Source organism: Paenibacillus sp. A3M_27_13, assembly GCF_024213315.1.
Classification (GTDB): Bacteria; Bacillota; Bacilli; order Paenibacillales; family Paenibacillaceae; genus Paenibacillus; species Paenibacillus polymyxa_B.
Window position 1 is genome coordinate 684,936 of the sequence record NZ_JANAVE010000003.1, and the last position, 13,605, is coordinate 698,540.

Sequence of the window (13,605 nt, forward strand, 5' to 3'; positions counted from 1 at the left end):
TTACAACAAGAGGGTAGTCATTATTTGATTAGAGTCGAATAAGGCTACGCTCTTTTTATATGCCGACAGTAGCCTGCTTGAAATCAATATTCTGATCGGTATACAATGAATATGTAATAAGAAGTGTTGATGAACCGAATGCCTATCATGTGTGTCAAGCAGGGAGAGAAAAAGATGAACGCGATTCACTTTATTCGAGAGTACATCAGGCATCCACGTAGCGTAGGCGCTGTTATACCCAGCTCAAGACAGTTGGCCAAACAAATTGCCACACCGATTTACTTTGACAAAGCATCGTGCATTATTGAATATGGTGCAGGAACCGGTGTGTTTACGCAAGAGCTTATTTTGAACAAGCGTCCAGAAACGCTACTTTTAGTGATTGAAGCTAATGAATCGTTTTACAAAACGCTACAAAGCAAGTACGGACACCTGGAGAGGGTACACATTATTCATGGATCGGCTGAGCATGTAGCGCAGTATATACGACAGTATGAGGTCCCAAAAGTGGATTATGTCGTGTCAGGGCTCCCTTTCACCAGCTTGCCCGCTGCATTATCCAGCCTCATTTTGGGACAAACGGCTGAGGTTTTGGGCCAGGAAGGCAAATTTATTACGTTCCAGTACAGCAAGGTCAAACACAATTTTTTTCGCACCTTTTTTGCTGACATTCAGATTAAAAAGGTAAACTGCAATGTCCCTCCCGCTTATGTGTTCACTTGCAGCCTGTAACCTTGCAGCTATGTAGAGGATTAGAATAAATACGAATGTGAATATACGGATAATTATGAGAAGACTTGGTCAGCGTCATTAAAATGCTGAAACAGTCTTTTTTTGTTGTGCACTTTTATGGATATATAAGAAGGGGATATGTTAAAAAGCAAAATTCATTTAAGGAATCATATTTTAAAATGGGGCTTAACCTATATATTACATAAGATGGAACCCGCTAGATTTTTGTAAGATTCATGATAAATCTGAACTTTTGTTAAAGGAGATTTATATATGGTAAAACCGCTGATATTCATGCGTTGGTGTGAGTACTATGAGTTAAGTGACCGTGAGACGGATTTTGTATCTTTTTTTATGATGAATTTCTCGGCTGCCCGTTCAGGCAATCAACCGAAGCTTAGGGAGCAGTTTGTTGAAATTCAGAAAAAAACCTTTCCTGAGTACCCGTTTGATATTACCCCGGAAGAACTGGATTACTCCAAATTCGAAGGCTTGATGAAGCAAGTGTTGAAAATTCATTTTGACACGGCCGAGCTGCTATACTCCTTTTATCTCCAAAAACTGTGCGCACCTTTAGCAGAATACATTTTATCCACTGGAGAATCAGAGCCTGCACGCATCTATTATAAGCTTATTCAAAAGGATAAAGTGCGCTAGGGAAGACGAGTGTGGATGAGCAAGAGCTATTGTGATACCTCAAGCTATATGGTTATTTAAGAAATTAATACTAGCTAATTAAAACAATAGTTAAAAATGTCAATATACCTTTGTGTTAAGGTAATATTATAAATCCAGTTTCAAAGAAAGAGGGTGTTGTTTTCGGCTGGAACATTTCAAGCATGGATATGACGCTGCAACGGAACGATAAGCTCGTTTGGGGACAGGGAAGGGGCCTTAAAGCCTCAAGGAGGGGCATTCGTATGGGTGCCGCTCTTTTTAAATTGAAGGGAGGAAGCGGCATGAAGGCGAAAAATAGTAGTAGTATTTGGTCCAAACGTTCCAAATGGCTGCCTGTCGTCATGGCATGCACGATTATAGTAGGGGGTGCTCTACCGACTCCAACTGTAGTTCACGGTCAAACGGCAAAGACTGTTACCATTAAAGTCGATACATCCAAGGATCGTAAGCCTATTAGCCCTTATATTTACGGTACGAATCAGGAGTTGGCAGGCGATGAGAATCTGACTGCCAGACGACTTGGTGGCAATCGAATGACCGGATACAACTGGGAAAACAATATGTCCAATGCAGGAAGCGATTGGGAGCAATCCAGCGATAACTATTTATGCAACAATGGCGGTCTGACAAAAGCTGAATGTGAAAAGCCGGGGGCGGTGACGACTTCGTTTCATGATCAATCGCTGAAGCTGGGCACTTATTCTTTAGTTACGCTGCCGATGGCCGGTTATGTGGCCAAGGATGGAAACGGAAGTGTGCAGGAAAGCGAAAAGGCTCCTTCCGCTCGGTGGAATGAGGTCGTAAACGCTAAAAATGCGCCGTTCCAACTACAGCCTGATCTGAATGACAATCAGGTTTATGCGGATGAATTCGTCAACTTTTTAGTGAAAAAGTACGGCGTTGCTTCAACAAAAACGGGCGTGAAAGGATATGCGCTCGACAATGAACCCGCTCTCTGGTCGCATACGCATCCGCGTATTCATGGTGAAAAGGTTGGAGCCAAAGAGTTGGTAGACCGGTCGGTAAGTTTATCCAAAGCTGTTAAAGCGGTTGACGCGGGTGCGGAAATTTTTGGGCCCGTTCTTTACGGTTTTGGCGCCTATAAAGATCTTCAAACTGCACCTGATTGGAACTCTGTAAAAGGCAACTACAGCTGGTTCGTGGACTATTACCTGGATCAAATGCGTCTCAGCTCGCAAGCCGAAGGCAAGAGATTGCTGGATGTCTTCGATGTACACTGGTATCCTGAAGCGATGGGCGGGGGCATACGAATTACAAATGAAGTAGGCAACGACGAAACGAAGAAAGCCAGAATGCAAGCGCCTCGTACTTTGTGGGATCCGACCTACAAGGAAGATAGCTGGATTGCTCAATGGAACAGCGAATTCTTGCCTATACTGCCTCGATTAAAGCAGTCGGTGGATAAGTATTACCCAGGAACCAAGCTGGCTTTGACTGAGTATAGCTATGGCGGCGAAAATGATATTTCCGGCGGTATCGCTATGACTGATGTGCTGGGCATCTTGGGCAAAAACGACGTCTATATGGCAAACTACTGGAAGTTAAAGGATGGTGCTAATAACTACGTTAGTGCCGCTTACAAGCTTTACCGCAATTTTGACGGAAAAAGCTCTACTTTCGGTGATATCAGCGTTCATGCGCAAACGTCGGATATTGTTAATAGCTCGGTGCATGCTTCCGTAACGGATGCATCCTACAAAGAACTGCACCTCGTTGTCATGAATAAAAGCATGGACAGTGCATTCGACGCCCAATTTGATCTTTCCGGCGAGACGACTTACGGTTTCGGTAAAGTATGGGGCTTCGACAAAAATAGCTCGCAAATTAAGGAAGCAGCGCCAATTACGCAAATTTCAGGCAACCGCTTTACCTATACAGTACCGCCTTTGACGGCTTATCACATCGTGTTGACTGCTGGCAATGATACGCCTGTAGAAAATCCTGAAAGCTTTGCGCTGAGGGCTGAGGCTGGCGATGGGAAAGTCGATTTATCCTGGGACGCTTCCAGCGGAGTTGTAGGTTACAGCGTACAGCGGGCAACGTATGAAAACGGTCCTTTTGCTGCTGTAGCATCCAACTTGGTCGAAACGTCTTATACGGATACGAACGTAACGAACGGCACTTCTTATTATTATAAAATAACCGCAAAAACAAAGACGGGAACGAGCGAATCCAATGTTTTGAAAGCGGTTCCGCGAACGCCTGTAGACGAACAGGATCGCTATGAAGCCGAAGATGGCACGCTGAAGGGAACCATTGTGGAATCCAGCGGGACCGGCTTCTCCGGTACTGGTTATGTAACTAATTTCCACAATGCAGGGGATTCCCTGACGATGACGATCCAGGCAGAGGCGGCAGGCTTGTACAATCTTACAATCGGCTACCGTTCGCCTCATGATGACAAACGCACCAACTTCTCTTTAAACGACAAAGCGTCTGGCGAGCTGGTACTTTGGAAATCGGCTGATTTTAAAGAAACCTCCGGTGGTAAGGTTCTGTTGAATGCAGGGGCGAATACGATCGGTTTTGAAACAGGCTGGGGCTGGTATGATATCGACTACGTCAAGCTGGAGCCAGCTGCTGACCGTCCACCACATGCAGTAACCAAAACGCTCACCAATCCGAATGCGACGGTAGAAGCAAGAGCATTGATGAACTATCTGGTTGATCAATACGGGAAGAATATGCTTTCCGGTCAAGAGGATATGCCCGAAATTGATTGGCTTCAAGCGAATGTAGGTAAAAAGCCGGCTATTGCGGCACTTGACCTGATTGACTATTCCCCAAGCAGAGCGGAACACGGTCTTAGTTCCACAGAGACGGAAAAGGCGATTGAATGGGATAAGCAAGGGGGCATCGTTACCTTTGCATGGCACTGGAACGCGCCGAAAGGTCTGATCGATACGCAGGGAAAAGAATGGTGGAGAGGCTTCTATGCCGATTCGACTACATTCGATATAGAATATGCGATGAATCATCCAGAGTCCGAAGATTATAAATTGCTTATTCGCGACATCGATGTGATTGCAGGGCAATTGAAGAAGTTGCAGGATGCGAAAGTTCCTGTCCTGTTCCGTCCTTTGCACGAAGCGGAAGGCAAATGGTTCTGGTGGGGCGCTAAAGGTCCTGAGCCTGTTAAAAAATTGTATATTTTGATGCACGATCGTTTGACTAATGTGCACAAATTGAACAATCTGATCTGGGTCTGGAACTCTGTTGCTCCCGACTGGTATCCGGGACATGAGTATGTGGATATTTTGAGCTTCGACTCTTATCCGCAAGCAGGCGACTACAGCCCGCAAATTGCAAAATATGAAGACCTTGTTACATTGGGCAAGGACAAAAAGCTAGTTGCCATGAGCGAAAACGGACCTATCCCGGACCCTGATCTGATGAAGGCGTATCAAGCCCATTGGAGCTGGTTCGCTACATGGTATGGGGATTTCTTGAGAGACGGCAAACAAAACAGTCTTGAGCATCTGAAAAAAGTGTATAATCATCCGAACGTCATTACGCTTGAAAAGCTCCCGACTAACTTAAAAACGTATGGCATTACCGAGCAACCATCAGTACCAGGCAGCTTCACGCTGAACGCAGCGGGCGAAACGGCGAAAGTAAAGCTGAGCTGGACAGCATCAGCGAATGCAGCAAGCTATGAAGTGAAGCGTTCGACAGCTGAAAACGGCGCTTTCGCCACAGTGGCGAGCGATGTATACGGAAGCAGCTACACCGACATAGCCGTAACGGCAGACACGATGTACTATTACCAAGTCGTAGCGAAGAACGATGCAGGTCAAACGGTTTCGAACACGGCTAGCGCAGCACCCAAAGCGGATACTCAGCAGCCGACAACGGGATTTGTGCTCCAGTATCGCGTAGCGGATACAAATGTGAACGACAATAACTTGAAGCCGCATTTCCAAATTTTAAATAAAGGTACAACCTCCGTACCGATCAACGAGTTGAAACTTCGCTACTACTACACGATCGACGGTGACCGTGACCAGACATTTAACTGCGACTATGCGGTGCTGAGCTGCTCGAAGCTGAATGGTAAGCTGGTTAAAATGGATAAAGCTGCAACCGGTGCTGATTATTATTTGGAAGTCAGCTTCAACTCGAATGGAGGCGTGTTAGCACCTGGAGGAAGCACGGGCGAAATTCAAACCCGTATTCATAAAACAGACTGGTCGAACTACAACGAAAGTGACGATTACTCGTATAAAGGCACGCAAACTTCATATGCCGATCATACGAAGGCTACGTTGTATCACAATGGCGTACTTGTCTGGGGAACCGAACCGACAGCTAATTAAAATGATATAAATACTATCGCTGAAATGAGCAGGGGGATTTAGTATCCTACCTGCTCATTTTTTTGTACAAAAATACTCCAAGAGATATGTTTGATTATTATATTCAGGTTTAAGGAATCACGAACCAAAATTACCTTATAACGTTAGAAGAGATGAAAAATATAATTTTTCAAGCTAAAGAGAGGGATTAGCATGGAACATACACCTACGATTCGCTCGAAGATAGAGACAGAACTAAAGCAAAGGGGATATACATTTAGCAGTTTCAGTAAAATATCTGGAATTAACCGTGGTACATTTAGCACCATGTTGAACAGTAACCCACCCAAGCCAATCTCTGTTCGGCAGATGGACCTGATTACCAAGGCATTGGGATATCCCGAAGGCTGGCTGTATGAGTTATACATAGATGAATGCTTTTACGAAGGGAAAGGCACTGGAAACGGATTAAGCCTTTTTTATTGCGTTGTGTAGAGTTAGGGAGAAAAGACTGTATTCAAAAGGTATTGTGGAGACTGACCGAGGACTTGTCCTATGTACCGACGATATTTGAGCTTGCAGAAGAACTACACGAAGCAGGAAAGAAAAAGGAGTCTATCCCCTTTTATGAGTGTGTAATTGAAAATGAGAGATATCGTTATTCGGAGCGGTTAGCTATAAGCCAATACAAAAGGTTTAAGGCATGTACAATGTCTGACTTGGAAAAGAGCCTTGAGTTAGTATAGGAATTTATACCTTATCATAATTTGCTTCCTGAGCGTTATCAGTTGGAGGCGATTCATAAAATCACAAATATATATTTTTACTTACACAAATGGGATGAGGTAGAAAAGTACGGCCATGAACTAAAGAATCTAGCTTATGTAATCTATAGGAATCAGCAAATAAGAAAGGAAAACAGAAGAACAACTACATGGTTGCGTGCAGAGAGACATTTGGTATTTTACTATGGATACGGGTTCCTTTCTGTCTCAACAGCTTTACAAAAGAAAGGATGTATTAAGGAGGCAAGGGCAGAGCTTGAAGGCTATGCAGATTTAAGTTGGTTTAAAGGGCTTGATTCAGAAGGTGAAGCAGATGTGGAGCAATTCCGTGTATGGGCTGAAGCAAACTCTTATACTTTAGATTTACTCTTAGGCAAGAGAGATATACTTCCGGCGTATATAACTTTCCTCGAAAATCACCCTGAAGAAATAAGTTCCGGACTTGTAACTATACTTGAAACTGCTAATAAATATGATTTTGATGTAGACTCTATTATTGATAAATATTCTGAGCAAATAAAGGGATTACAGGAATCTGATGATGTTAAACAATTGACCTATTATTATTGTTACATGTATCAGCTTGCCATTTACCATTACAGACGTGGGAGAATACTAAAAGGGCAAAAGGATACCCTTAATTATCTTTCATTATCCAAGCAAAGAAATTGGTTTGAGCCACCAGTTTCTATTGAGAGTCTTCAAGATCATATGCAATTAGACTAGGCCAATTTTAAGGGATTGGTCTTTTTTATTGATTATTTTGTAAAAAAAGAAATGATATGTTTATTTTATTGCTAGTTGTAACACATCAAGAATTAGAATGGAATTAATTAGAAGGGAGGAGATGAAAAAATGAAAAAACTAGTATTTTGGTGATGTCTACAATTGCTTGGAAGTTCAATGTTTGATTAGTAAAGTACTCATAGCTTGAGAATAACAGAAACGTAGTCACAGACATAAAGCAAGGTGTTTAGTAGCTTAAGAACTTTTAAAGAAGACTATTAAAGAGGAGAAATGACAAATGAAAAAAGCAATCTTAGCACTATCAATTTCCGCGTTAGCTTTATCTTTAGGGGGAGTAGCCTCGGCTTCACCAGTAAGTTCATCGGCATCAGATGTAAAACCAGCGACAGTTACGGTAACTTTTGAACTTGCAAAAGGAGAAAAGCCACCTATTACAAAGCAGGATACCACACTTAAATTAGGTATAGGTAGCTCATATGCTATGGAAGGTTCTAACTGGATGATTTTATACGGAAGTGATGTTGTCGAACTTCATGGAAATAAGGCCAAAATGATCGGTTATGGAACAGCCCAAGTAGCCGCATATAAATCTAATGGAGACAAGCTTGGAGTTTATACTTTTGATGTTAGAAGATAGATAGTACTTATATGCAGTGAAGGAGGTGAAGTACGCTTCACTTCCTTCACTTATTTATTATCATGGATTAATCGGGTAAGTAATCTCTAGATCAGGGAAATACTCTATTTTTGGATTTCCATCTTTGTCTAATTCAAATTTGCTCTTATCATCTTTTCTTAAGATAACCTTGTCGACCTTTATAGTAATTGATTTGGGGAGAGAGGTGAAAGGTTCAAATCTTGAATCAGTTATTAGAACGTTGCCATCCGTAGCACTCCAACCATTGCTGCTAATAGATTTCAGTTGTTTTCCTTTATCATCGTAAATTTCATACTCCAAAAAAGGAAGTGACGAAATTTTCGAATTAGTAGGTAGCTTTATGCGAGTAGTGATGCTGGTTGTAATCGGTGTGAGCTCAACTTTTTCTAGGGTATAGTCAATGTTTGAATACTTTCGCTTAAGAGACGGTGTAAAAACCAAGTTATTCTTGGTGTTCTTTTCCACAGGAATTTCTATTTTAAATGGTTGCTTAATGCCGGAGACAGGCATGGAGACTGTTAAATTAAACTTATCTGGGAAAGGCTTCCCTCCCTGGTTACGTAAATCTGAAAATTGTATAATTGTTGAATTAGAATTTTTCCCAGGTATCGTATAAGGATCAATGGAGTTGCTAGTGTTAGCAGGTGCATAAGAGTGTATGTCTTCTCCATTAATGGAAAGTATTAAATCATCAAGTAATAAGGGTAATTCGGTGTTTAAAAATCTTTTGTCAGTGGTTTGTCGTTCTAAGGCAATGGATACACGTGTTCCATCAAACATGACCTCTGGTACGCTGAGAGTCAGGCCATCGTGAGTATCACTAAGATTTGGTTTGGATACTAGCCCTTTTTCGTCCGCTGTTTGTAAACCAATATCACCAGCAAGCTGGAATATAGAATCTATACCTGGAATTTGTTTCAAGGAAGCAGCCATTGTTGGTGAAATAAATCCAGTACTAACGACAAGTGCAAACGCCATTACAAGTGCGGCGGAGGTTCCGAAAAAGGCATTGCGAACTCTTTTTGAACGAGAGTTAGAGTGCTGATAGCGTCTTGTTTTCATTTTACTATAGCGTTCCATAGTTCTATCTATTAAATCCACTTGTATTGGAGTATTCCGAATAAGCTTTTGTAAGTGCTCGATTTCTTTATCTTCCGGGTTTAAATGAGTGCTCAATTTGTTTTCCTCCCTTTTCATTGTAGTTAATTAGCTTTTTACGGAGTCGCTCATATCTTTTTCGGATCGTGGCTGATTTTAGCCCCATAATTGTTGCAATCTCTTCGTAGTTGTAATCCTCAAGCGAACGTAATAATAAAATCTGGCGATCTTTTAATGTTAGCTGATCCAGTAACTCGTGAATTAAATTTGTATACTCGTGTATTGGCTGTTGCTTTAGATTCAGTTTGTACTGAATGAAGGACTTGAATGTTCTAGCGTTTCTTTTTAATAGGTCAGTACAATGATTTTGAGCGATTTTGTAAAGCCAAGCTGAAAAAGAGACTGTAGGTACGAACTGCTCGATGTGCTCAAGCCCTTTAATAAATATTTCTTGAGCGGCATCTTCTGCTTCTTCCTGATTTTTAAGTAAGTAGTAGCAATATAAAAAGATCTGCTGTTGATAACGTCGTATGATATGTGTATATGCCTGTTTGTCGCCCGCTTGGACCTGTTCTATGACAAGATTGATATCTGTGTCTTGATTATTTGCATGTAGTTTTTCCATTAACGTCCCTCCTTTCTGCCTATATAACTGAAAAAGGTGTGCGTTTGTGACATTCCAATAAAAAAACTTGAAGTTTGCTTTTAATGCTTCTCCAGATGTACCTCATTCAACTTTTCAATTATCACGGAATTCGTAAAAAAAAGGCTTCTTTCTAAGGCATCATAAAATAAAATGACTTTATAGACCATATATTTCACTATTTTAATTATTTTGTAATAAAATGAAGTTCTTATGGTCGAAATCACATGCTAAGTATGACTTACGATATGTCTGAAACTATATTGAGGGGGATTGAAATGGAACATACACCTACGATCCGCTCGAAGATAGAGACCGAACTAAAGCAAAGGGGATATACATTTAGCAGCTTTAGTAAAATATCCGGTATTAACCGTGGTACATTCAGCACCATGCTGAACAGTAACCCACCCAAGCCAATCTCCGTTCGGCAGATGGACTTGATTACTAAGGCATTAGGATATCCCGAAGGCTGGTTGTATGAGTTATACATAGATGAATGCTTTCACGAGGGGAAAGGGCACTGGAAACGGATCAAACCTTTTTTATTGCGTTGTGTGGAGTTGGGGAGGAAGGAGTGTATTCAAAAGGTATTGTCGAGACTAACGGAGGACTTATCCTATGTGTCGACGGTATTTGAGTTTGCAGAAGAACTGCACGAAGCAGGCAAGGAAAAGGAAGCGATCCCCTTTTACGAGTGTGTGATAGAGAACGAAAGGTATCATCATTCCGAGCGGTTGGCAATCAGCCAGTTTAGGCTATTTTCTTGTTCTTTAAACAAAGATTTGGAGAATAATCGTCAACAAGCTATAAAATTTGCTCCTTATCGCAAAAATTTGCCTGAATCTCATCAATTGGATGCTTTATTAAAGCTGGCAAATGTGTACTACCAAGCTGATGATTGTGAGACAACTATACAATATGCTAAAGAACTTGAGGAGATCACCAAAAATATTTTTGAACAGCAGATTCAAACTAGGTTGAAAAAACGTGAAATCAAACCTCTAAATACAGAAAGACATCTCATCGTCTATTATGGTCAAGCCTATTTAATACAGGGGGTTGCCCTTGAAAAGCAAGGGCTGTATGAAGAAGCAATGAAATTTATACCTTACTATGAAAAATTGACTGCTTTTAAAGCGCTAGATGAAGTGGGAGTTTTAGAGGCACAGAAATTTGAAATGTGGGCAGAGGCAAACCGTTTGAATTTAGAAATTCTAATGGGAGATATGACTAATTTACCCGCCTATGTGGAACTTATTAGGAATAATACTCAGGAAATATTACTTGGGCTATTAACCATAATAGAGTCGGCAAATACTTACAATTACACAATAGACGATATACTGATCCTTTTTGCTGAGAATATTAATGAATCTAGTGACCTACGCATAAATATTTCTTATTATAAGACGAACTATGATCTAGTGACCTATTCTCGTTTTTTTCTTGAGCTTAGTCGATACCATTTTAATAAGGGAAACTACTCTGAGGCGATCGACAGTATGCTGAACAGTCTCAAAGCATCCTCACAGTTGAATGATAAAGCTTTCTATATCAAGTCTATCACGTTGTTGTTTGAGAAATACAAAGAGCGTTCGACACATGAACAACGGGCAGAATATGAAAAAGTACTTAAAACTGTTGAAAGTAATATTAAGCAAATGACTTCTTGAAACTTATAAAAGGCTATGTGCCCTTCTACTATTATTAGGCAGAGAAACATAGCCTATTTGCTATTTAAATAGCAAGACTATCCGGAAATCTAAATTTTTTCATTACCATTTGAATTATCAGGGTTATTATCAGAAAGCTCACTCTCTGACGAGAAAAGTTCCTTTAAAATGCGATAAGCTTTATTCTGATCCGCTTCACTCTGCTGAGAAAGGATATGAACGCATTCCCATATCCAGGGCTGGCTTTTGAGTTCTTCATATGGATTATAGTCAAAAAATGCGAATACGTTTGTGTCTAGTGCCTCTGCTATTTTCTCCAATGTCTTGATCTGCACATTGACCTCGCCGCGCTCCAACTTGCCGATATAGGAACCTGTTGAATCGGATGCTTCTGCTAACTGTTCTTGTGTAATACCCCGCAATTTTCGAAATTGACGGATTTTCGTTCCTAATAGTTTCGTTGTTTCCATAGACAACCCACACTCCTATAGTATGAGTGTAGACAAAGCTGGATTAAGCGTGGAGGTAATTAAATTGCCTTAATTATTCAATATTTAGTTCTTGTAAGAACTATTTTAATAAACATCAAATTCCATAATATAATAAATCAGTGTAGAAAAGGGGTTGACCGTCATCCAATTTATTCATATAATTTCTAGTATATTGTAATTGATTGTCGAGGAGGGTGATTTTTTAAAATCATCTGAATACGCCGGGGGTGTTTTTATTGGAAAATGCAACCACGATCCGTTCGGAAATTGAGAAAGAACTAAAACTTGGTGGCTACACTTTTAATAGTTTTGGACAAGCTACGGGGCTTAACCGGGGCATATTTAGTGCTATGCTTAACGGCAATCCGCCTAAACCTATCTCGGTAAGACAAATGGACCTGATTACCAAAGCCTTTAATTATCCAGAAGGCTGGTTGTATGACCTGTATGTGGATGAATGTTTTTATGATGGAAGACCACATTGGAAAAGGGTCAAGCCGTTCCTGATTCGTTGTGTTGAAGTAGGAAATCTGCGATGCGTGGAGAAAGTGCTCTCACGCTTAATGGAAGATCTTAACCACATTCCAACAATCTTTGCTTTGGCAGAGGAACTTTATGAAGAAGGGAAGTTACAAGAGGCAATTCCTTTCTATGAATGTGTCATTGAAAATGAGAAATACCAACATTCCGAGAGGTTGGCTATCAGTCACTATAGAATTTTTTCAATATCTGTTAGTGAAAATATGAAGATAAATTTGGAAGCTGCACTAAGATTCGTACCCTTTAGAAATCGGGTGCCCTTAGATTATCATTTAGATGGTCTGCTTAAACTGTCAAATCTTTATTACAACTTGCATCATTGGAAAGAAGCAGAGCGTTATGCAGATGAATTAAGAGCGCTTGCAACTATTGTATGTAAAAGTAGAGAAACTAATAAAAAGAATGTTACATTGAAAACTGAGAGACATTTAGTTGTCTACTATGGTCAAGGTTACTTGACGAAGGGAAATGCTTTGGAAAAACAAGGAAAATATGAAGAGGCCATGCAGTTTATTTCTGGCTATTCCGATTTGAGTTGGTTTAAAGATTTAGGGGAAATTGGTCAGCAAGAAGTGCAAAGGTTCACACTTTGGGCAAATGCTAATCAACTTAACTTGAATATTCTTATGGGTGATACAAGTAGTTTGCCAATGTATATTCAATTTCTTAAAAGTAACCCTCCCGAAATTTTATTGGGGTTATTAACGATAGTAGAGTCGGCTAACAAGTATGATTTTTTGATAGAACATATTCTACAGCAGTTTTCTAACGAACTGACGTCCTTTAATACTGAATTATCTGTTGGTACGAGTTACTATAAGCAGTCATTTAGTTATGACACTTATGCTGATTTGTGTTACCAACTGGCCATATATATGTTTAATAACCTTTTCCATGAGAAAGGTGTTTATTATATTTTAAAAAGCTTAAGAAAATATCTTGAAATCAATAACAAAGAAAAGTGTATGGTCTGTACAGCTTTGTTCGAAAGATTCAGACTTGAGGCCACGAAAGACCAAAAAGCAGAATATGAAAGTATCATGGAGGAGGTTTTAATCAATGCAAGTAAAAAACCTGAAATACATGCTAATTATAGGGCTTTTTAGTTTCTTTGAATTGTCCCATACTATTACTGTTTTTGGACATGGAACTGGAGCTTAATAGTTATCAAAAAACCAGCCTCAGTAAGGCTGGTTTTTTGATTCATCCCGTTAAAGGGATGAATTGGGTTTTATTATATT

The 13,605-nt window shown here is 40.3% G+C and carries 11 protein-coding genes; 8 read left to right on the top strand and 3 right to left on the bottom strand.

Translation table 11 applies throughout. The features are described 5' to 3' along the window. Window positions 1-174 precede the first annotated feature (174 nt). From NLX82_RS16010 to NLX82_RS16030, 6 genes are all read left to right on the top strand, one after another. Window positions 175-732 carry a class I SAM-dependent methyltransferase gene (locus tag NLX82_RS16010; RefSeq protein ID WP_023990616.1) on the top strand — a complete coding sequence of 186 codons (558 nt, stop codon included), beginning with the start codon at window positions 175-177 and terminating at the stop codon, window positions 730-732. A 273-nt stretch (window positions 733-1,005) separates the two neighbouring features. Continuing rightward, window positions 1,006-1,389: a hypothetical protein gene (locus NLX82_RS16015; protein ID WP_023990615.1), complete on the top strand. Its 384-nt coding sequence runs from the start codon at window positions 1,006-1,008 to the stop codon at window positions 1,387-1,389. A gap of 302 nt (window positions 1,390-1,691) precedes the next feature. Further along, the gene (locus tag NLX82_RS16020) at window positions 1,692-5,747 is read left to right on the top strand and encodes a glycosyl hydrolase (protein ID WP_254348540.1); all 4,056 of its coding nucleotides are present in this window, start codon (window positions 1,692-1,694) and stop codon (window positions 5,745-5,747) included. 192 nt (window positions 5,748-5,939) lie between these two features. Next, entirely contained in the window at window positions 5,940-6,221 is a 282-nt protein-coding gene (locus NLX82_RS27755) for a helix-turn-helix domain-containing protein (protein WP_367995884.1), read from the top strand. Between the two features lie 293 nt (window positions 6,222-6,514). Further along, on the top strand, window positions 6,515-7,237 hold the full coding sequence (locus NLX82_RS27760) for a DNA-binding protein (protein WP_367995885.1): 723 nt from the start codon (window positions 6,515-6,517) through the stop codon (window positions 7,235-7,237). A 298-nt stretch (window positions 7,238-7,535) separates the two neighbouring features. Beyond that, window positions 7,536-7,895 (top strand): BLB8/JUQZ-1 family protein, encoded by a 360-nt coding sequence (locus NLX82_RS16030; protein WP_034095106.1) that lies wholly within the window; start codon window positions 7,536-7,538, stop codon window positions 7,893-7,895. A gap of 60 nt (window positions 7,896-7,955) precedes the next feature. Here NLX82_RS16030 and NLX82_RS16035 read toward each other — a convergent pair whose 3' ends face one another. Together NLX82_RS16035 and NLX82_RS16040 are read right to left on the bottom strand one after the other, a co-directional pair. Continuing rightward, window positions 7,956-9,092, bottom strand: a complete 1,137-nt coding sequence (locus NLX82_RS16035; protein WP_023990612.1) for a DUF4179 domain-containing protein — start codon at window positions 9,090-9,092, stop codon at window positions 7,956-7,958. Continuing rightward, a complete protein-coding gene (locus NLX82_RS16040; protein WP_023990611.1) occupies window positions 9,064-9,639 on the bottom strand; it encodes an RNA polymerase sigma factor in 576 nt (191 codons plus the stop codon). Before NLX82_RS16040 ends, NLX82_RS16035 begins: the two co-directional genes overlap by 29 nt. 296 nt (window positions 9,640-9,935) lie before the next feature. Here NLX82_RS16040 and NLX82_RS16045 point away from each other — a divergent pair, with 296 nt between their 5' ends. Next, window positions 9,936-11,333 carry a helix-turn-helix domain-containing protein gene (locus tag NLX82_RS16045; RefSeq protein ID WP_254348541.1) on the top strand — a complete coding sequence of 466 codons (1,398 nt, stop codon included), beginning with the start codon at window positions 9,936-9,938 and terminating at the stop codon, window positions 11,331-11,333. 89 nt (window positions 11,334-11,422) lie between these two features. Here the strand turns inward: NLX82_RS16045 and NLX82_RS16050 are convergent, their stop codons facing one another. After that, window positions 11,423-11,803, bottom strand: a complete 381-nt coding sequence (locus NLX82_RS16050; protein WP_254348542.1) for a helix-turn-helix domain-containing protein — start codon at window positions 11,801-11,803, stop codon at window positions 11,423-11,425. A gap of 257 nt (window positions 11,804-12,060) precedes the next feature. On the opposite strand from NLX82_RS16050, the gene NLX82_RS16055 reads away from it, so the two are divergent. Next, entirely contained in the window at window positions 12,061-13,470 is a 1,410-nt protein-coding gene (locus NLX82_RS16055; RefSeq protein ID WP_254348543.1) for a DNA-binding protein, read from the top strand. The last annotated feature ends 135 nt before the right edge of the window (window positions 13,471-13,605 follow it).

What these genes read in the sequence shown, in the direction of transcription:
- NLX82_RS16010 (WP_023990616.1), top strand. Translation starts at nt 175, where the DNA reads ATGAACGCGATTCACTTTATTCGAGAGTACATCAGGCATCCACGTAGC.
- NLX82_RS16015 (WP_023990615.1), top strand. Translation starts at nt 1,006, where the DNA reads ATGGTAAAACCGCTGATATTCATGCGTTGGTGTGAGTACTATGAGTTA.
- NLX82_RS16020 (WP_254348540.1), top strand. Translation starts at nt 1,692, where the DNA reads ATGAAGGCGAAAAATAGTAGTAGTATTTGGTCCAAACGTTCCAAATGG.
- NLX82_RS27755 (WP_367995884.1), top strand. Translation starts at nt 5,940, where the DNA reads ATGGAACATACACCTACGATTCGCTCGAAGATAGAGACAGAACTAAAG.
- NLX82_RS16030 (WP_034095106.1), top strand. Translation starts at nt 7,536, where the DNA reads ATGAAAAAAGCAATCTTAGCACTATCAATTTCCGCGTTAGCTTTATCT.
- NLX82_RS16040 (WP_023990611.1), bottom strand. Translation starts at nt 9,639, where the DNA reads ATGGAAAAACTACATGCAAATAATCAAGACACAGATATCAATCTTGTC.
- NLX82_RS16045 (WP_254348541.1), top strand. Translation starts at nt 9,936, where the DNA reads ATGGAACATACACCTACGATCCGCTCGAAGATAGAGACCGAACTAAAG.
- NLX82_RS16050 (WP_254348542.1), bottom strand. Translation starts at nt 11,803, where the DNA reads ATGGAAACAACGAAACTATTAGGAACGAAAATCCGTCAATTTCGAAAA.